The organism is Psychrobacter sp. ANT206 (genome assembly GCF_056880555.1).
Genome location: NZ_CP096271.1, coordinates 1,179,695 through 1,200,083 on the forward strand (window position 1 = coordinate 1,179,695; position 20,389 = coordinate 1,200,083).

The 20,389-nt window shown below is 42.9% G+C and carries 19 protein-coding genes; 6 read left to right on the top strand and 13 right to left on the bottom strand.

What is annotated here, in order from left to right:
- Positions 1-61: 61 nt before the first annotated feature.
- The gene (locus tag M0221_RS05040; protein ID WP_483284564.1) at positions 62-892 is read right to left on the bottom strand and encodes an enoyl-CoA hydratase; all 831 of its coding nucleotides are present in this window, start codon (positions 890-892) and stop codon (positions 62-64) included.
- A gap of 209 nt (positions 893-1,101) precedes the next feature.
- On the bottom strand, positions 1,102-1,602 hold the full coding sequence (locus M0221_RS05045; protein ID WP_133104125.1) for a lactoylglutathione lyase family protein: 501 nt from the start codon (positions 1,600-1,602) through the stop codon (positions 1,102-1,104).
- Positions 1,603-1,694: 92 nt separating this feature from the next.
- On the opposite strand from M0221_RS05045, the gene M0221_RS05050 reads away from it, so the two are divergent.
- Positions 1,695-2,564, top strand: coding sequence for a LysR family transcriptional regulator (locus M0221_RS05050; RefSeq protein WP_483284565.1), 870 nt, complete (start codon positions 1,695-1,697; stop codon positions 2,562-2,564).
- A gap of 38 nt (positions 2,565-2,602) precedes the next feature.
- Here M0221_RS05050 and M0221_RS05055 read toward each other — a convergent pair whose 3' ends face one another.
- Both M0221_RS05055 and M0221_RS05060 read right to left on the bottom strand, forming a co-directional pair.
- Positions 2,603-3,739 carry a glycerate kinase gene (locus tag M0221_RS05055; RefSeq protein ID WP_483284566.1) on the bottom strand — a complete coding sequence of 379 codons (1,137 nt, stop codon included), beginning with the start codon at positions 3,737-3,739 and terminating at the stop codon, positions 2,603-2,605.
- A gap of 20 nt (positions 3,740-3,759) precedes the next feature.
- Positions 3,760-5,118 (bottom strand): GntP family permease, encoded by a 1,359-nt coding sequence (locus M0221_RS05060; protein ID WP_483284567.1) that lies wholly within the window; start codon positions 5,116-5,118, stop codon positions 3,760-3,762.
- Positions 5,119-5,349: 231 nt separating this feature from the next.
- On the opposite strand from M0221_RS05060, the gene cobT reads away from it, so the two are divergent.
- From cobT to M0221_RS05075, 3 genes are read left to right on the top strand one after another with little or no spacing between them, the layout of a single operon-like run.
- The gene (gene cobT, locus M0221_RS05065) at positions 5,350-6,408 is read left to right on the top strand and encodes a nicotinate-nucleotide--dimethylbenzimidazole phosphoribosyltransferase (protein ID WP_483284568.1); all 1,059 of its coding nucleotides are present in this window, start codon (positions 5,350-5,352) and stop codon (positions 6,406-6,408) included.
- Complete coding sequence (locus M0221_RS05070) at positions 6,408-7,241, top strand: adenosylcobinamide-GDP ribazoletransferase (RefSeq protein WP_483284569.1); 834 nt, start codon at positions 6,408-6,410, stop codon at positions 7,239-7,241. The genes cobT and M0221_RS05070 overlap by 1 nt, the downstream gene beginning before the upstream one ends.
- Before the next feature lie 43 nt (positions 7,242-7,284).
- A complete protein-coding gene (locus tag M0221_RS05075) occupies positions 7,285-7,836 on the top strand; it encodes a histidine phosphatase family protein (protein WP_483284570.1) in 552 nt (183 codons plus the stop codon).
- 69 nt (positions 7,837-7,905) lie between these two features.
- Here the strand turns inward: M0221_RS05075 and M0221_RS05080 are convergent, their stop codons facing one another.
- The 6 genes from M0221_RS05080 to ppsA form a co-directional block, all read right to left on the bottom strand.
- The gene (locus M0221_RS05080; RefSeq protein ID WP_483284571.1) at positions 7,906-8,148 is read right to left on the bottom strand and encodes a hypothetical protein; all 243 of its coding nucleotides are present in this window, start codon (positions 8,146-8,148) and stop codon (positions 7,906-7,908) included.
- A gap of 220 nt (positions 8,149-8,368) precedes the next feature.
- Positions 8,369-8,881: a 50S ribosomal protein L9 gene (gene rplI, locus M0221_RS05085; RefSeq protein WP_483284572.1), complete on the bottom strand. Its 513-nt coding sequence runs from the start codon at positions 8,879-8,881 to the stop codon at positions 8,369-8,371.
- Between the two features lie 20 nt (positions 8,882-8,901).
- On the bottom strand, positions 8,902-9,132 hold the full coding sequence (rpsR, locus tag M0221_RS05090; protein ID WP_010198808.1) for a 30S ribosomal protein S18: 231 nt from the start codon (positions 9,130-9,132) through the stop codon (positions 8,902-8,904).
- 16 nt (positions 9,133-9,148) lie between these two features.
- The gene (gene rpsF / locus M0221_RS05095) at positions 9,149-9,544 is read right to left on the bottom strand and encodes a 30S ribosomal protein S6 (protein ID WP_011513370.1); all 396 of its coding nucleotides are present in this window, start codon (positions 9,542-9,544) and stop codon (positions 9,149-9,151) included.
- 290 nt (positions 9,545-9,834) lie between these two features.
- Positions 9,835-10,833, bottom strand: a complete 999-nt coding sequence (locus M0221_RS05100; RefSeq protein ID WP_201532357.1) for an RDD family protein — start codon at positions 10,831-10,833, stop codon at positions 9,835-9,837.
- A 155-nt stretch (positions 10,834-10,988) separates the two neighbouring features.
- Complete coding sequence (ppsA, locus tag M0221_RS05105) at positions 10,989-13,373, bottom strand: phosphoenolpyruvate synthase (RefSeq protein ID WP_483284573.1); 2,385 nt, start codon at positions 13,371-13,373, stop codon at positions 10,989-10,991.
- Between the two features lie 422 nt (positions 13,374-13,795).
- Here ppsA and ppsR point away from each other — a divergent pair, with 422 nt between their 5' ends.
- Positions 13,796-14,644 carry a posphoenolpyruvate synthetase regulatory kinase/phosphorylase PpsR gene (gene ppsR / locus M0221_RS05110; RefSeq protein ID WP_041753451.1) on the top strand — a complete coding sequence of 283 codons (849 nt, stop codon included), beginning with the start codon at positions 13,796-13,798 and terminating at the stop codon, positions 14,642-14,644.
- Positions 14,645-14,841: 197 nt separating this feature from the next.
- Positions 14,842-16,485, top strand: coding sequence for a Si-specific NAD(P)(+) transhydrogenase (gene sthA, locus M0221_RS05115; RefSeq protein WP_011513373.1), 1,644 nt, complete (start codon positions 14,842-14,844; stop codon positions 16,483-16,485).
- Positions 16,486-16,571: 86 nt separating this feature from the next.
- On the opposite strand, the gene M0221_RS05120 is transcribed toward sthA, so the two are convergent.
- From M0221_RS05120 to M0221_RS05130, 3 genes are read right to left on the bottom strand one after another with little or no spacing between them, the layout of a single operon-like run.
- Positions 16,572-17,768, bottom strand: a complete 1,197-nt coding sequence (locus M0221_RS05120) for an ABC transporter permease (RefSeq protein ID WP_483284574.1) — start codon at positions 17,766-17,768, stop codon at positions 16,572-16,574.
- Complete coding sequence (locus M0221_RS05125; RefSeq protein ID WP_483284575.1) at positions 17,768-19,054, bottom strand: ABC transporter permease; 1,287 nt, start codon at positions 19,052-19,054, stop codon at positions 17,768-17,770. Before M0221_RS05125 ends, M0221_RS05120 begins: the two co-directional genes overlap by 1 nt.
- A 3-nt stretch (positions 19,055-19,057) precedes the next feature.
- Positions 19,058-20,341, bottom strand: coding sequence for an HlyD family secretion protein (locus M0221_RS05130; protein WP_483284576.1), 1,284 nt, complete (start codon positions 20,339-20,341; stop codon positions 19,058-19,060).
- Positions 20,342-20,389: the final 48 nt, after the last annotated feature.

The following is a 20,389-nucleotide window of genomic DNA, read 5'->3' on the forward strand; positions in this document are numbered from 1 at the left end:
AAAAAGTGGCGCTGCCAACGCCAACAGAGACATTTTGCATTATAGAATAACTCTGTTGTTCTTATCGTCCTGTCCATATGGCAGAACGCTTTTCGATAAAGGCGTCAATCCCTTCACTCACATCATCCGCCATCATATTGCAGCTCATCACCTCGCTGGCATACTCGTAAGCATCTGCCAATTCCATATCCAGTTGCTTATAAAACATGGTTTTGCCAGTTTTAAGAGCGACTGAAGATTTATTAGTAATAGCGTCTATCAGAGACTGTAGCATCTGGTCTAATTGCTCAGCGCTTGCCACACGATTGATCAGTCCCTGCTGTAGTGCAGTGTGGGCATCTATAAATTCACCAGTAATAAGCATCTCAAATGCTTGCTTACGAGATAGGTTGCGACTGACTGCTACTGCAGGGGTAGAACAAAATAGCCCTACATTGATACCAGAGGTGGCAAATTTGGCATTGTCCGAGGCAACAGCTAAATCACAAGCTGCGACCAGCTGACAACCAGCAGCGGTAGCGATGCCTTGTACTTTGGCAATGACAACTTGCGGCATTTGATTGATGGTAAGCATCATCTGACTACATTGCTCAAATAAAGCACGCTGAAAAGCGACATCTGGATTGGCGCGCATCTCTTTTAGATTATGTCCAGCACAAAATGCCTTGCCATTTGCGGCAATCACCAGTACTTGTATTGTCTTGTCTTGGGCAATATTATCCAGCTCCGCTTGCATAGCAGCTAGCAACTCAATCGATAAGGCATTAAATTGTTTGGGACTGTTGAGTGTCAATGTCACCACGCTGCCTGAGTTTTCTTTAATAACTAAGGGCTCACTAGTGTCTTGGTCTATCGAGGGATTCACTGATTGAATGGGGTTAGACTGGGTCATTTATCGTCCTTGATAATAGGCATTTAAACTTAGTGTAAAAGCGCAAAAGCTAATTAAATTACAACCTAAATAGTAGCATGCTTAATTGGTTAAGCAAGAGGTCAGTGATACTGATATAGCCCACATGAAAATAGCGCCCTTATATGATAAGAGCGCTATTTTTATGTTTTAAAGCAATGATTTTTCAAAAAATATACTACTAATGACTCTTAATAAGCGCCTTCACTATAAATCAGCTCATAGCTATGGCTATATATCTCAACGATATTACCAAATGGATCTTCCATATAAATCATGCGATAGGGTTTTTCACCAGGGTAGTAATAACGAGGTTTTTCCATCCGTTTTTTACCCCCTGCGGCAACCATACGCTCGGCAAGCTCTTCAACATTAGGATCTTGAACACAGAAATGGAAGATGCCTGTTTTCCAGTATTCAAAGTTATTGTCAGGGTCTTCTTGATTTTTAAATTCAAAAATTTCAACGCCAATACGGTCGCCAGTCGATAAATGAGCGATACGAAAGCTGCCCCAACCTGCACCAAAGACTTCGGTACACATCTCGCCAATGGCACTGTCATCTTCGGTGATTTCGGTCGGCTCCATGATGGTATACCAACCCATCACCTCAGTATAAAATTTGACAGCGGCATCTAGGTCAGGTACTGAAAGACCAATATGTGAAAAGCTTCTTGGATAAATATTGTTCATGGTTTGTACTCCTTTTTGATATGGGAGTAGTTTACAAAGTTAAGTCTATTACGTAAAATTATCGTTTATTATAAAGATAAGTATGTATTGTAATGATTAATACCACATGGCTACGTACCTTTTGCACCTTGGTGGAAGTCGGACATTTTACTCAAACGGCTGAGCGTCTATATATGACGCAGTCAGGGGTTAGTCAGCATATACGTAAGCTTGAGAATCAGTTGGATGTTGACTTGCTTATTCGTCAAGGTAAGCAGTTTTCATTAACAGATGCAGGTGAGCAGCTTTATCGAGAGGCAGAAGACATCTTGCAGCGATTATCACGCTTAGAGCAGCGTATCGGTGACGATCCGTACAATGAGGGAATGGTGCGAATCATATCGCCTGGCAGCGTCGGTTTAAAGCTCTATCCGCAGTTGTTAACATTACAAGAGCAGCATCCACAGCTGGTGATTGATTACCGTTTTGCCCCCAATACAGATATAGAGCAGGCGCTTTCCAAGCATGAGATTGATATAGGTTTTATGACAACTATCTCGAATGATGAGACGGTCAGCTGCAAGCCGGTGGCTCAAGAAGCGCTACAACTGGTGACACCAGTCACAATGATGGAGCCTAGCTGGGAAGCACTTACCGAGCTTGGATTTATTGATCATCCTGATGGCGCACATCATACCAGTTTGCTGTTGAGCGCCAATTATCCTGAATTTGGACACATCAATGACTTTATTAAAAAAGGCTTTTCTAATCAGATAGGTATGATTTTAGAGCCGGTAAGTAGGGGGCTTGGATTTACCGTATTACCAGCGCACGCAGTTGCCGCGTATCCAAACCCGCAGCTGCTTAAATGTCATCAGCTGCCAGTCTCAGTTAGTGAGACCCTGTACCTTGCTGTACGTCGCCAGCAGGTACTGCCAAATAGGATGCAAACCGTCCTCAATGAGGTGAAGAAATGGCTATAACAGCGTTTAAGAGAGCATCTTAAGTAGCCGTATAAAGCCTACTTGATACTTTGACCTAGTTTTATTGCCGCAGCAATATTGGTGGCAGTGATTTCAACATTATGATAAGCATTTTTAAAGATGTTCTCGATGGACTCTAGCTTTTGGATACTGGGCATGATGATATCAAACTGACTGGTCTGAGCCGATTCTAGTCCATCAACACTGCCACAAATCGCAATCACTGGCGTATGGCGGGCTTTGGCAATGTGGCTAATGCCACCAGCTACTTTACCCATGGCAGACTGAGCGTCAAGCTTGCCTTCACCAGTAATGACCAAATCTGCATCGGCAATGTGCTGTGATAAGTTGGTAACTTTTGCCACTGTATCAAAACCTGACTTTAACTCAGCTTGGCAAAAGCTCATTAATGCATAGCCAAGTCCACCTGCTGCACCAGCACCCGCTATCTCTTGATAATTCTGATAGCCATGCTGCTCACATACACCTGCAAAATGATTCAATGCTTGGTCCAAATCATTAACTTGCTGTAGACTAGCGCCTTTTTGAGGACCAAATATTGCACTGGCACCCAACTCGCCACATAGAGGATTGGTGACATCACAGGCTACTTCAAACACTGTCTCCAACACGCTAGTATGGAAGCTTGTCGCATCTAATCGTTGCAAATTGGCAAGCGCACCGCCGCCTTGGGCTAATGTATTGTCGTTACTATCATGAAACCTCATGCCAAGTGCGGTTAGCATACCAAGTCCTGCATCATTGGTGGCACTACCACCAAGACCGATAATAATACGTTTGACACCTTCCCTTAAAGCATCTGCAATCAGCTCGCCAACGCCATAGCTGCTGGCGATGACTGGATTGCGCTCTGCCACAGTCAAGAGATGTAAACCGCAAGCTTGAGCAACTTCGATGACCGCAGTTGCATCAGGCAGTAATAAGTATTTTGCGCTAATCGGTCGCATTAAAGGGTCATGGACGTGCACTTCTTTCCAGCGACCACCTAGCACGTAAGACAATACTGCAGAAGTCCCTTCACCGCCATCTGCCATGGGTAGCAGTTTATAGTCAGCATCTGGAAACACTTGGCTGAAGCCAGATTGAATGGCGCGGCAAACATCTAGTGCTTCTAAGCTTTCTTTAAATGAGTCGGGAGCAATTAAAATTTTCATGAATGTCTCTTTGAATCTCTTTAAATAAATACCAAGGTTAATAACCAAATAAAGATGATACTGGTCACGCCCTGAATACCAGTCGCCATAGAATGGGCTTTATAAGCCTGTGCCACACTCATACGACTAAACTGGCTAACAATCCAAAAAAAGCTGTCATTAGCGTGCGAGATAGTCATCGCGCCTGCACCAATTGCCATCACACAAAATACGCGACCAAGCTCACTATCGAGACCTATTTGACCCAATAGTGGTGCGACCATCGCAGAGGTGGTCACCAAGGCAACAGTAGTTGAGCCTTGTGCTGTTTTTAGTGCAGCAGAAACGATAAATGGCATAAAAATACCAAGCCCCAAGGCAGATAAAGTCGTACCCAAATAATCGCCAATTGGTGTGACCTTTAGCATAGCGCCAAACGCGCCGCCAGCACCAGTGATTAAGAGAATAGGCGCTGCGACCACCAAGCCTTGAGAGATGCTATCGCTGATTTGCTGCGTTTTTTGTTCAGTATTGATCAGTAAAAATGATAGAAATAAACCAATCAGTAGGGCAGTCAGTGGATTGCCTATAAATACTAAGATATCTGTGACGGTGCTCGTACCAAATGGCGTACTAGGTAAGTTAGCAACAGACGACAAGCAAATCAAGACGATAGGCACGATAATAGGTAAAAATGCCATGGCTGCCGACGGTAGCTTACTATAGTCGTCGCGAGTTTTCATGTTTTCTGGCACAGTTGAAGCTGGCGCGTCGAGTGCATCAATATTGTCAGGAGTGGCATTCAGGAAGCGATTGGACCATAACCAACCGGCAAGTACTGCAACAGTTGTCACAACTACACCGACCATGATGACCAAGCCCAAATTTGACTCAAGTCCCAAGTTTCCTGCTGCTGCAATTGGACCGGGTGTCGGTGGTACAAAGGTATGAGTGGCATATAAGCCAGTTGCTAAGGCAATACTCATCGCCACGCTTGATACTTTTAAGCGCTCAGCCAAAGACTCTTTTAACGAGTTTAAAATAATATAGCCTGAATCACAAAACACTGGTACAGATACTACGGCACCTACGATAGACATCGTCAAAGTGGGGAAGCGTGGTCCTAAGACTTTAATGACCGTTTCTGCCATTACGATGGCGGCACCCGTTTTTTCAAGTATTAAGCCAATAATGGTACCAAATACAATCACCAGACCGATATATCCTAATATACCGCCAAAGCCATCAGAGATGGTTTTAGCGACCGTATTAAGCGGTACTTGGTAAAACAGTGCGACCAAAAAGGCAGATAAGATTAATACTAAAAAAGGATGCCACTTGAGTTTTGCGGTGGCAAAAATAATAAAAAGAATGGTCAGCACCAGCCAAAATACGATCATTACTGTCTCTATATAGTTGTTAATGTCTTATGAAAAATTATGAGGCTCATGCAGCGTGCACTTCATAAAGCACCAATAGTCATATGAATTTTTAAAGGGGCATATTCTATAGTAAATCTACGTTGCTAGGAAATCTATTCGGCTCATATTTGATTTTATTCATGGTAAAGCTTAGATACTCTGCTAGTATGTGGGTTTTGTTTGACATGTAGCAGATTTAGGATACTTCCTTTGAACATATTTAATGCCCCGATAATTCCCAATATCGAAAATAATGCGCTACGCCAGCAGCTAGAGCAAATCATTGACCAAAAGACCAAACCAATTGGCGCACTTGGACGTTTAGAGACGCTCGCTCTGCAGTTAGGTATGATTCAAGGGACGCTTACGCCAAAGATTGAGCAACCTCAAATTCGAGTATTTGCCGCCGATCATGGTTTAACCAAGCATGGCACGTCTGCGTATCCTAGTGCAGTCACTGCACAGATGGTTTATAACTTTTTGCAAGGCGGCGCTGCCATCAATGTCTTAGCACGTCAGCATAATATTGAGCTAAAAGTAGTCGATGCTGGGGTAGACGCGGATTTTGGCAACTCTCCTTTTAAAGACCATCCGCAACTGCTAGATTATAAAATTCGACATGGTAGCCGCGATGCGCTGACAGAAGCTGCTATGACACAAGTAGAATGCTTGGCTGCATTAGAGAGTGGTATGAGCGTGGTTAAGAACATGGCGGGTAATCTATTGATTGTCGGTGAAATGGGCATCGGTAATACCTCAGCGGCAAGTCTATTGCTGGCGAGACTTGGCGACTTGTCTATTGCTGATTGTATCGGTCGCGGTACAGGACTCGATGATGCAGGCTTGCAGCATAAGGCAAATATCTTAACGCAAGTATTAGAGCGTCACCGTGAAGCGCAAGTGCCGTTCGATGTGCTTGCTGCATTAGGCGGGCTTGAGGTTGCTATGATGGCAGGCGCGCTGATGCAGGCTGCCAGTGAACGTCGTATTTTGTTAATCGATGGTTTTATTGCTAGTAGCGCATTATTGGTCGCTGAGCGCTTAGCGCCGGGCGTTGCTCAATATGCTGTATTTGCTCATCACTCAGTTGAACCAGGGCACGCGCATTTATTAAAACTGCTGAATGCTAAGCCATTACTTGATATGGGTATGCGCTTAGGCGAGGGCAGTGGTGCGGCATTAGCGTATCCATTATTGCAATCCGCTTGCGCGATTATCAATGAGATGGCAAGTTTTAGTGATGCTGGTATCAGTGAGCAAAGCAAGTGATGCCAAGCTCATCCTCAAAGCTGTCTGTATTGCAGCGCCTTCGTTATGAAGCCCGATTGATATTGGTTGCTGTTCAGTTTTTAACCCGTATATCCGTTCCGTCTTTTAGCCATTATGATCCGCAGTGGCTGCACCAAAGCAGCCGTTATTTTCCAGCGGTAGGTTTACTGATAGGTTTGCTTTGTGCTGGCGTGTTTTGGCTTAGCAGTCTCTTATTCATACCGCTAGTTGCGGCAGTGATAAGTACGGCTTTTGGTATCAAGCTGACAGGTGCTTTTCATGAAGATGGACTTGCCGATAGTTGCGATGGGCTAGGTGGTGGACTCACTCGCGAGCGCACTTTAGAGATTATGAAAGACTCACGCTTAGGCACGTATGGCGTATTAGGTTTGGTCTCAGCGCTATTGCTTAAAATCAGCTTACTTACTGCGATGCCAACACCCGTTGCTATCGTTGCACTCATTATTGGGCATACTGCGTCACGTTTATTTTGTATTAGTTTACTGACGCTATTGCCTTATGGCGGAGAGATTGAACATGCCAAAGCAAAACCGATGGCACAGCAGCTGACACCATTACAAGCTATATATAGCAGTGGTTGGCTAATGTTGGCTATTACTTTGGTCGCACTGGTTTTCCCTAATACCATGCAACAGATTGGTATTTGGCAATGGTTATTGGCATTATTGCTAGGCATAGGCGCGACAGATTATATGCGGCGCTTATTACGTAGACGTTTAGATGGTTATACGGGTGATGGCTTAGGAGCCACGCAGCAGCTTAGCGAAATTGCTATTTACATTGGACTGGCCGCTTCATTGCCCTTAATTTAAGCCAAAGCGTTAAAAATGATGCTAAGAAAGGATACTCGCACTCATGATTATGTATATTTGGCGTCATCCAAAACCAGTTACGGCTGGTGGTCTCTGTATTGGACAGACAGATGTAGAGGTCGATAAACGTAAACTAAAACGCCTTGCTAATAAAATACAGCGCTTTGTACGTCTACAGCAATTATCAAAAGTGATTTGGGTTAGCCCCTTACAGCGTTCACTAAAGGTCGGGAAAATATTGGCACAGCGCGGTTTTGAGTGTCGAGTCGCACCTGAATTGGCTGAGATTCATTTCGGTGATTGGGATGGTCAGTCTTGGAAACAGATTGAGAAACAACAAATTGATGAATGGTGCAATAATTTTGCCCACTTTGCGCCTGATCATGGTGAAAGTTTGCAACAGCTGTTTAATCGAGCGGAGAGCTGGTTGGATAAAATTGCAGTTGAGCAAAAAGATCATCCAGTATTAGCCATCGGTCATGCTGGTTGGATCAATGCCGCTAAGATGATCGTGACTGGTCAAGAGGTACCAAACCTTGCAATTAACTGGCCACACTCTGTAGGATATTTATCCTATAGTCGTATTGATATTTAACCAAAAAAAATGGTCATTATAATGACCGTTTTTAATATTTGATTATAGTTTAAAAGTGTTGAAATGCTACTAACAGTCATTTGATAGATCATTGATCTTCTCAAAACATGCTCTCTCAGTTTCTGCTATAGCCGAATCAAAGCTCACATAAATGCCTTTGTCATCTAAGGTCGCATACCAATGGTCAGTATTATTATTGGTTAATATTTGGAAGTATTTATTATTAACGATTCTACCAACCTTATAAGTTTTGCCTTCGGTATAAAAGTCATTGCCTTGAGTACATCGTAAAGTGTCATCAGTATTTATCATGGTATCCTAGATTTCATTCATAAAATATATATCGTCAGCATAGTGACTAGGAGGATTAGAATACAACAGACGTTATCAATAGTCTTTTGTCATTGCGTATACAGTGTTTATTGTCTGTATCAGTACTAATATAAATAACGAAGTCCAAATCCAACACAAAAAAAACCAGCAACCTAAAGTTGCTGGTTTTTATTGCGACTAAAACTTAATATGCTAAAGATTACTCTTCAGAATAGTCTTCGTTTTCGTCTGCAGCATTGTCTTCGTCTAAATCTTCGTTGTCGCCATCTTCAGAAAGAATGGTAACTAGAATAGTAGCCGTAACGTCATGATGTAGTTGAATATCAACATTATATTCACCAATTTGACGCAAAGTGCCTTCAGGTAGCTTGATTTCAGCACGGTCAACTTCTAGACCTGAGTTAGTCAATGCTTCAGCGATATCGCGTGTACCGATAGAGCCGAATAGCTTGCCTTCGTCACCTGATTTAGCGCGCATGATAACATTAACGTCAGTTAATGCCTCAGCACGTTCTTGAGCAACCGCTACTTCTTTTGCTTCTTCAGCTTCAAGTTCAGCACGACGTGCTTCGAACTTTTCAATGTTAGCTTTAGTAGCAGGTAGTGCTTTACCCAAAGGGATAAGAAAGTTACGTCCGTAACCTGGTTTTACATCGACAGTTTCACCGAGTTTGCCAAGGTTGACGATACGCTGTAACAAAATAATTTGCATGAGTCATTCCTAGTTAACGGTTAACCCTGATGGTTATCAGTGTATGGAAGTAGCGATAAATAACGAGCTTGCTTGATAGCAGTCGCTAGTTGACGCTGATATTTAGTAGACGTACCGGTAATACGGCTTGGTACGATTTTGCCATTATCACTGATATACTGTTTTAGCAATTCAACATCTTTATAATCGATGTGAGTGATACCTTCAGCAGTGAAACGGCAGAATTTGCGACGGCGATAAAAACGTGCCATGATTATGCTCCTTTAATTAGTCATCACTGTGGTTGTCGTTGTCATCATTACTGTCTGGACGACGAGTAGTAGCTTTGCGTGCGCGTTTTTCATCGGCATTCTTGGCTAACTGCGACTCTTCAGTGACAGCATCATCACGGCGCATAACTAGACTACGAATGATCGCGTCGTTATAACGGAATAATTCTTCAAGTTCAGCTAAAGTCTCGCCGTCAGTTTCAATGTTGAAAAGAACGTAATGAGCTTTGTGAATCTTGTTAATTGGGTAAGCAAGTTGACGACGACCCCAATCTTCTAGACGATGGATAGTGCCGTTGTTGTCTTGAACTAACTTGATATAGCGTTCAACCATGCCGACCACTTGGTCGCTTTGGTCTGGGTGTACAAGTAACACCAGTTCGTAATGTCGCATTATGACTCCTTACGGATTAGTAGCTATTAACCCTATGTTAATAGCAAGGAGATTTATAAGGTAAGCTCAAATCCTACCCATTATTATAAATAATTAACAGAGAATAAGCTTAGTTTATAAAGCGCCGTATTATAACAGTAGTCACTGATGAACACAAAGGTTAATCAATGCGCAACTGTTAATAAAAATTATTAATCGAATACCTTGTTTCTTTATCAATAAAAAAGCAACGCTGATACGTCGCTTTTTATAACAAACATAAGAGATATTAGGAATAATCAAAAATAGGATTATTTTATTTTTGGCTCTTTTATCAATTGACTGCTATCTGCTTTAACTACCAAAGTTTTGGCCAATTTGTCGTGCCAACCAATGTTTTCAGGGCTTTTAGACGCCATATAATAATGAATGGCGACAATAACGAAACCCAAAAAGCTGGTAAACGAGAACAATAAGTTATAAATGATAAACAGCAAAAAGGTACGCATACCAATAAGCTTTAAAAATGATGGTAGACGATGGGTGGTTTGATCAACCACGCGAATACCTGTAATCATTTTGCCCAGTGATTGACCACGCAAAATGATAAATAACAATTGCAAGGCAAACAAACCAAAGACCATGACCTGCGAGATCATCAACGTGCTACTAGGCAAGCTTTCCATCAACGTCACTGAGTACTGATAAGCAGCGTCCATATCTTGGATATTTTGGAACTTGGTATAATCGACATCCATCTTGGTCAATGCCATGACTAGTGGAAAAATAGCCAATAAATACAGTAAAGCATTCAGCGCCGTTGCCAATATCCGTGACATGATAGGAGCCAGTATCACATTACCCACTACTTTGCCTTTCGCTGAAGCAGCTTTGGTCGCGTTAGACTTATTTAATGACACGTTGTTATTTGGCGTGTGATGACGATTGGTTGTCATATCTGCTTTGGTGTTTTTAGCCGTGTCTTTTGAACGTTCAGGCTTGCCATATAAACGATCTAGCGATACCGATTGTTTGTCTTTATTGGTATCTGCTGCATCGTCTTCTGGGAAGATAGTAACGTTGTTGATGATAGAATCATTAACCTCAGGCATCGCTACATGAGTTGGGCGATAAAAGGCTTGATTGTTAGTTAAGTTACCCACGCGCTGCCACTGATCTAAGCCGTCATGCCAGACCAAATCATCTAATAGCACTTCACCAGAGGTGAGCATAATATTGAGCTGATCCAAAGTGTAGGGACCGGCTTGTACGTTATTTCGAGCAAGGAAAATCTGCATAATTGCCTGCATAGTTAGTCATGTCTTAAGTCACTGTTTTAAAAAACTGCTTTTCAGTCACTATTGATCATACATTATATTAGGGTCTATTTAAAAAAATCAAATAGACCCTATTAATTGTATCTTAAATGACGGTGTGAATTAACGTTGTGACGTAACGTTACAGCTTACTTCGCTTCTTCACCCGCTAAGAAGAACCAAGTATCTAGTACTGAGTCAGGATTCAATGATACTGAGCTGATGCCTTGCTCCATGAGCCATAAAGCTAGATCTGGATGGTCTGATGGACCTTGACCACAGATACCGACATATTTGTTTTGCTTACGGCAAGCATCAATTGCCATTGACAACAGCTTTTTAACCGCAGGGTCACGCTCATCAAATAGATGTGAGACGATACCTGAGTCACGGTCAAGACCTAGAGTCAACTGCGTCAAATCGTTTGAACCGATTGAGAAACCGTCAAAATGCTCTAGGAACTCTTCTGCTAGTAAGCAGTTGGTTGGTAGCTCACACATCATGATAATGCGTAGACCGTTTTCACCACGTTTTAGACCATTTTTCTCAAGCAATTCGATGACTTGTTTGGCTTCACCAACGGTACGGACGAATGGAATCATAATCTCGACGTTGGTCAAGCCCATCTCATCACGGACACGTTTCAGTGCTTTACACTCAAGCTCGAAGCAGTCACGGAAGTTATCAGACACGTAGCGGCTAGCACCACGGAAACCAAGCATTGGGTTTTCTTCTGATGGCTCGTATAATTTACCACCAAGCAAGTTAGCATATTCGTTTGATTTGAAATCTGACATACGAACGATAACCGGCTGATCCATAAAAGCAACGGCTAGGGTTGAGATACCTTCAACCAATTTATCCACATAGAAGTCAACGGGTGAGGCATAACCTGCGATACGCTCATTAATGGCTTGTGCAATTTCACGTGGCAAGCTGTTCATGTTCAGTAAGGCTTTTGGATGTACACCAATCATACGGTTGATGATGAACTCAAGACGTGCAAGACCGATACCTTCGTTTGGCATTTGGGTAAATGAGAAGGCACGATCTGGATTACCAACGTTCATCATTACTTTGAATGCAAGCTCAGGCATAGATTCTACAGAGTTGGTCTGTACTTCAAAATCAATCTGACTTTCATAAATGAAGCCAGTATCGCCTTCAGCACAAGAAGCAGTCACATCTTGACCATCAACCAACAGCTCAGTGGCATTACCACAACCAACGATAGCAGGGACGCCTAGCTCACGAGCGATAATCGCTGCGTGACAAGTACGACCACCACGGTTAGTAATGATAGCAGAAGCACGCTTCATGACTGGTTCCCAATCCGGATCCGTCATATCTGATACCAATACATCGCCTTCTTGTACTTTATCCATCTCATTTAGGTTACTAACGATACGGACTTTACCTGAACCGATACGTTGACCAATTGAGCGACCTTCACACAATACTTTAGCGTTAGTCGTGTCGATGATATAACGTTCCATGACATTGCTGTCTTGGCGACTCTTAACCGTTTCAGGACGAGCCTGAACGATAAAGATTTCATTGGTGTCGCCGTCTTTTGCCCACTCGATATCCATTGCTTGACCATAATGCTTTTCAATGGTCATCGCTTGCTTAGCAAGTGACGTCAGCTCTTCAGTAGACAAAGAGAACTGCATACGATCTTCTTTTTCGACATCAATGACTTTAACTGATTTGGTGGTACTACCTTCATCACCATAAATCATTTTCTTATGCTTGCTACCTAAGTTGCGACGAATAATCGCAGGTTTGCCGTTAGCAAGTAATTGCTTTGACACATAGAATTCATCAGGGTTTACGGCGCCCTGTACAACCATTTCACCTAGTCCATAGCTTGAAGTGATAAAGACCACTTGATCAAAACCGCTTTCGGTATCTAGGGTAAACATCACACCCGCCGCGCCAGTTTCTGAACGAACCATACGCTGTACAGCAGCAGACAATGCTACGCCTTCATGCTCAAAACCTTTGTGTACACGATAAGAGATGGCACGGTCATTATAAAGAGATGCAAATACTTCTTTAATTGCAATTAGGACGTTATCAATGCCGCGAATGTTCAAGAAAGTCTCTTGCTGACCAGCAAATGAGGCATCTGGCAAATCTTCAGCAGTCGCAGAAGAACGGACAGCAACCGCGATGTCTTCACCGCCGCTCATCGTTTCAAACGATTGACGCACTTCTTGCTCAAGGTCACTTGGCAGCTCTTGCTCAATAATCCAAGTACGAATCTTTTTACCCGTTTCAGCAAGTTTTTTGACATCATCAACATCTAGCGTTTTTAGTTCGCTGTTGATTTTGTCAAGCAAGCCAGTTTCGTTCAAAAAACGGTTAAATGCATTTGAAGTTGTGGCAAAGCCGCCTGGAACACTAACGCCCAAATCAGATAGATGGCTGATCATTTCACCAAGTGAAGCGTTTTTACCACCGACCATTTCAATGTCGTCTTTTCCTAACTGATCAAGGTTAATTACAAGTGCTGTAGATTGCGCTGCCATGATAACTCCAGAAAATAAGGTTATTTAGTAAAGATTATAATGGTCGATTATACCCCTATATTTTAAGAATTTCGAGAGCTTGAAGCAAAAAAATGATGAAAAAGCTACAAATTGTGAGATTTGCTACATATTTATTAGGTTAGATCATAAATTTTGGCACGATAAATATCGATCTTACAGTGAGCCGAGTCCTAAAAATCTATATAAGTCTAAGTGTACGCCTGTAACATTGATTACTATTAAGCGTCTATTATGCGTATAATAAAGGTGAAAATTTGAGACGCATATGACCAAATTATGAAGCGCTAGATGCTAAAAATGAAAGGCTGCTACTGAGGTTTCAACCAAGGATTTAAAAATAAGGTATCAACGTTATGTATGTAAATCATTCGTCACCACAACCCAATTCTACGATTCAAAATATGAAAGCACTAGAAGTTGATAACGCTCAGAACATAAGAACGGCGTTTTTTATCTCTGATGGCACGGCGATTACAGCAGAAACGCTTGGGCGTGCTATTTTAAGCCAATTTGCTTCAGTGCCCTTTGAGACTCGAGTATTGCCTTATGTGGATAATCTAGAACGTGCTGAAGATGCGGTTGTGCAAATCAATACCGCCTATCAGCGAGATGGTTTGCTGCCACTGGTGTTTGATACTATTGTTAGTCCTGAGATTCGTGAAAAAATCAATTCAGCGCACAGCTGTAATCTTGACATGTATGAAGGTCTCATCGGTCGCGTAGCAGAAGAGACGGGCGTGGAGCCAGATGGGCATTCAGGTCATGCACATGATAACGTCGACTCTGAGACTTATAAAGAGCGTATTGATGCGGTGCATTTTGCTTTAGATAACGATGACGGCGCGCGTACCCGTCATTATCATGCAGCAGATATTATTTTGATTGGCGTTTCACGCTCTGGTAAAACGCCAACCTCATTATATTTGGCACTACAATTTGGTATTCGAGCGGCCAATTATCCTTTAACCGAAGAAGATCTAAACGATAACCAGCTACCTAAAGCATTGCGTGAGCATAAACACAAGTTATTTGGTCTGATTATCGATACGGATCGCTTGGTGAAAATCCGCCAAGAGCGTCGCGCGGGTAGTCGCTACTCAAGTTATCAGCAATGTCAGCAAGAACAGCGTGCAATACAAGGAATTTATACCTCACAGGGGATTCCAAGTCTTGATGTGTCAGAGATGTCCGTTGAAGAGATTGCCACGCGTATATTACAGATGACTGGTCTGAAACGCCGCATTGGCTAATTGAGCTCGGCCTCTATTTTTCTGAAAAACAATACTTTTGAAAAAAACAGTTGTAGTCGTGGCTGTATTGCAAAATAACGTATCACCACGTATGGTGGACACACTTTAGCACCATGGATATTTTTATCTAGACATTTATAAAGATGAAGGCGTCCGCGAGCTAAAAAACAGATTCATAAATGAATAAAGAGGACACGATGGGAAGCAAAACGATAGGCGACGCGACCAATGATACTGGTAAAGATATTAAAACTGAGGTGTCTAATAAGGAAAGTGGTCGTGTGCCAAACCCCGAGCATACTGAGGGTAAAAATAAGAAAGAGAAAATCGAACAAACGCATGAGCAAGTTACTGAAGATATCATGCATCATCCAGATTTGGTCAATCCACTAGATGATACACGTATCGACGTAAAATCGGGCTTTACTAAGGATTCACAACGTCTAAAAAGCGATAAGCATGAGTTTGAATATGATGCGGTCGTATTAGGTGCAGGTCCTGCAGGTGAAGCTGCTGCCATGAAACTTGCCAAATCGGGCAAGAAAGTGGTGGTCATTGACCCGCGCGAGCAAGTAGGCGGTAACTGTACCCACGTTGGTACGATTCCAAGTAAAGCCTTGCGCCAGTCCGTTTTTAACTTGATTAACTTTCGCCGTGACCAGATGTTTACTAAGGCCATGGACTATCATCAAGTTCCACTGAATATCGTGTTAGCTAAAGCTCGAAAAGTGATTCTACAACAGGTTCAGACGCACACCAGATTCTATGAGCGCAACCAAATCGAAGTGATTCATGGTTGGGCAAATTTTATCGATAAAAACACGATACGTATCGAAATTGATGAAAATACCTTTGAAACGATTACCTTTAACAAAGCTATCATTACGGTCGGTAGCCGTCCATATCGCCCTGATATCTTAGACTTTAATCATCCACGCGTATTTGATTCTGATAAAATCTTACAGATGGATTATGTGGTTAAGAAAATCATTATTTATGGCGCTGGCGTGATTGGCTGTGAGTATGCTTCTATCTTCACCGGTCTTGGCTATAAAGTAGATTTGATTAATAACCAAAATCAGCTGCTAAGCTATTTGGATAGTGAAATCAGTGACGCTATTGCTCATGATTTCCGTCAATTTGGCGTGGTTATCCGCAGTAATGAAGAGATTGACCATTTAGAAACGCATGATGACTGTGTGATTTTGCATCTAAAAAGTGGTAAGAAAATCAAGTCAGACGCTATTTTATGGTCAAATGGACGCTCAGGTAACACTGAAGGCTTAAATTTAGAATGCCTAGGTCTAGAAGCCAATAGCCGTGGTCAGCTGAAAGTTGATGATACTTACTGTACCGAAGTTGAAAATATTTATGCAGCGGGCGACGTTATCGGTTGGCCTTCATTAGCTTCTGCCGCTTACGACCAAGGGCGCTGTGCGGCGGCATTTATGGTCGGTGACCGTGATGCAGAGCCTGTATCGAGCGTACCAACAGGTATTTATACTATTCCTGAGATTTCATGTATCGGTAAAACGGAACAAGAGTTAACCGATGCCAAAGTTCCTTATGAGGTCGGTCAGGCTTTCTTTAAGCATCTTGCACGCGCGCAAATCATTGGTGAGCGTTCAGGCGTTCTAAAAATCTTGTTCCACCGTGAGACGTTAGAGATTTTAGGTATTCATTGCTACGGCAATCATGCCTCTGAGATTATTCACATTGGGCAAGCCGTGATGAAATGTAATGCCACGCTTGAATACTTTGTTAATACCACCTTTAATTATCCAACAATGGCAGAAGCTTATCGCGTCGCGGCATTGAACGGTCTGAATCGTGTGTTCTAACGATTAATGATATTAAACTGAGTCAATAAAAAAGCGTCTGTAATTATACAGGCGCTTTTTTTATCATGGCTAATATGTTATTAACTTTAATAAGCATTTTTACGTTCTGACGTTAGCCAGCGGAATAGTAACAGTAGAATAAAGTAAAAAATCCACAATTCTGCCAACGCATAAAATCCTGTCGCTACTTGCGCGATACTGGCGCCCATTTGGTTAAGCTGCACGGAAGTATTGATACCTGGTGTCGTTGGCAATAACCAACGAATAATTTGCAAGAATTCAGGAAGCTGATGGGCAGGCCACGGATAACCACTGACAAAAAACATCGGTAATGAGCTAAAAATTAAAATTTGCATACTACGCTCGCGCTGGCGAAACCAAAGTCCAAGCACGCAACCAAGTGTGGCGACTGTCGGACAAAATAGCAGCAAGAATAATAAACTGCCGAGCATGTTTTGCCCGCGCGGATAGTCATGAAGCTCAAATGCCCAGCCGTAATAAAAGCAGCCAATCACAAAGCTAAACATACTTAGCGCAGCAATCCGCCCAAGCCATCCACGAATGTTAGTTCTATGGCGTCGTTGCTCATACCAAGTGCCGATTAACATCGCCGTTGACATCAAAAGCGTTTGCTGCAAGATAAGAATAGATACCGCTGGCACGACGTAAGCGCCATAACCTTCCGTTTGATTATATAAAGGGATAATCTTTAACGGTACGGCTTGGGTTTTGGCAGAAGCAGTCGCTAAGTACGCCCCTTGTGCCACGTTTTTCTTTACCTCAATGCCAGCTGAGACGGTACTAACCGCTTGCAAAAATCCCATTTGTACGTTTTTATTTAATAAAAAATAGCCGCCATTACCAAGCACGCTGACGCTAGCGGCTTTGCCTGACAACACTTGCTGTTCAAGTCCGCTTGGAATAATCATGTAGCCTGCGATGTCATCCGCCCACATGGCATCGATGGCTTGCTGCTCATTTAAAAAGCGTTTTGTATCTAATTGCGGGCTGGCACTGGCATAACGAACGATGGTTTGCGATAAAGGACTATTGTCTTTATCAACAATACCAACAGGTACGTGGTTTACAACTTCGGTAGAATACGGCCAAGGATAGAAGAAACCATAAATAATCGGTGCAATCATCAATAGTAACAGCACACCTTTATCAGAAAACACGTCTTTTATGGTTTGTAAAAAGCTGCCAAAGAAGCTTGGCGATGCCAGAATTTCCTCTGATACTACTATTTTAGTAGACGATTTATGATTTGAATTGGATGACATCAGCGTGCTCCCCAGCGTTCAGGATGCGCTAATGCGCGTTTGCTTAGTAAAGCCGTTAAATATAGCGTAACGAGTGTTGCTAGCGTCAGCCCATACACAATTGGTAAGGATATGATGACAGGCGCTTGCATCTGTAACTGTGCAATATGCAGCTTAAGATAATGGGTAAGCGGCAGCACATCTGACCAATGCTGGGCATTCTTACTGATAGCGACATAAGGAAATGTCACCCCAGCGAACGCATAAGAAGGTGCTGAGATAAAACCCGTCGCCGATAAACCCATACGCAATGAGAAGGAGCCTAAGGTAAATATAGCGCCAAGCCAGAAAGATAACATCATTAATAATACAAGGCTTATATAGGTTACCATGAGCGCGCTAATAGCAATCGATTGTTGCGGCGCTGCCAGCCATAAAGCCAATATCGACCAAATACTATAAGCCAGTAGCGGCCAAAAGTACTTGCCCAATAAACCAAATACCAATACCGGTATACTTACTTCTTTTGGTGCTTGGTTTTGACTGGCTGAGACATTGTTTGATGGGCTAGGCTGATTGTCGTTAGAAGGTAATATTAAATAAACATGACTGCCATTAATAAAGTGATACCAACGACCGATGCGCTTGTCACGCAATTCACGGCCGATCGTCGTTGCGCCAATCACCATTGCCAAAATATGCAGCAGAGCAGGAATGACTGTCGATGCCAAAAATTGCTGATAATCAGTCGCAGCATTAAACAAGCTAATACGTTGAATGCTAATAGGAGAGTAGGCAATCGCAGCTTGTGATGGAGCCATCCCTTGCTTGACCAAGCGCTTCATCTCAACGCCTGCGGATAAGGTACCAATGACAGACTGTACGCTGGTTTGGATAATGCCAGAGTGGGTGCCATATTGGGCATTGACTTGGAGTACGATAGGAGCAGGCTTACTTAATAAGATATTATGAGAAAAATCTTCAGGGATAATGACGACTGCATAGATATCACGCTGCAAGATAGCAGCTTTTGCCGCAGCAGGCGTATGATATAGCTGCTTTACCGTCAAATTAGGATTGGCTTCCAAATACCGTAATGCCGTATTGGCAACAGGCCCCCGATCATTATCAATCACGCCAATAGGCAAATCAGTGATTTGTATTTGTGAAAAAATCCACCAAATTAATAGCACAGTAGCCAGCGGTATCCAGAACACCATCGCCAAGTCCCACGGATTTTTTACCAAAAAACGTCGCTCGTAAGCTGCACTGCGTACAAAAGCATCCTTTAGCTTCGTCAGGCGCATAGCTTACTCTTGGTTCTGATTAACGAGGGCAGGATTGAGACGTACAACTACGCTCATACCTGAGCGAATACGTCTATCAGGGTTAGTGGGTCGGGCTTTCACTTCAAAGGTACGAACATCAAAACCATCGTCATTGTTAGTCGGTCGCCAAGTGGCAAAGTCAGACAAGGTTGAGGTAGCATAAACAGTGAATTGCTTGGTATAAGGCTTTTCAGGTGATGATAAAGCGGGAATAGTACCCATGAACCGCTGACCAATCGCAAACTGATTTAAGTAGGTTTCCGTGACATTTAAGACGACCCATTGATCATTGGTATTGACTAAGGTTAGCAGCGGCACACCTTGACCGATTACTTCACCTGCATTGACGATGACATTATCCACGACACCAGAGATTGGGCTTTTTAAGTTGGCTTCTTCTTTCGCTACTAATGCTTCTTCTAATTGCGCATCGACTTGCGCAACTTGTGCAGTCGCCGCTGACTTATCTTCACTACGTGCGCCTTCCATCGCTAACTCATATTGTAAGCGTGCCGCTTCGGTTTGATCTTGAGTTGCTAAATATTGTGCATAGGCTTCATCACGCTTTTGCCGCGCCATCAGTCCTTCTTCATACAGACGATTAACACGCTGATAAGTGTTTTCTGCCAAGTCAGATGCCGCTTTATGAGCTTGCCACGCTGCTTTTGCTTGTGCAATTTCTTGCGGACGCGCCCCATTTTCTGCTTTATCCAGCTGGCTTTGTGCCATCTGTTTGCCAGCACGTGCCTGATTGATTTTTGCATTAATCTCAGGCGAATCCATCTCTATCAGCTGTTGACCGACCGTGACTGCATCACCTTCTGTGACTAATATTTTTGCAATACGTCCCGGTACTTTTGCCGCGATAGACGTTTGCTGCATTTGCATTTGCCCTTGCAGGGTAATAATTTGCGGCTCGCTATGCTGATTGCTCTTGTATAAACCATAAGTAATCACGCCCAAAATAACTAAAATCACCAGCGCCGAAATCGCCCTTTTAATCTTTGTTGATTTATTATCTTTTGCTGACTGGCGCTTATAGCTTGGCACCGTTTGCTCCGGCTCAATGCTAGTATCAGTATTGGTGTCCCTATCGGCATCAGTGCTGTTATTCATATCAGTCTTAGACGCATCAGCATCATTTGCATCGACCGTAGAATCCATGTTCGTGGGTTCTGGATTATTGTTAGTATTGGTCGATCCAGTCGATGAGTTTAAGGCACCTAGTTTGCGCGAGTCGCCTGATTCGTTGGTAGATTCAGTCATGACAGTGAGATTCCTAAAGCAATAAAGTCGGTAATAAGCAAAATAAAT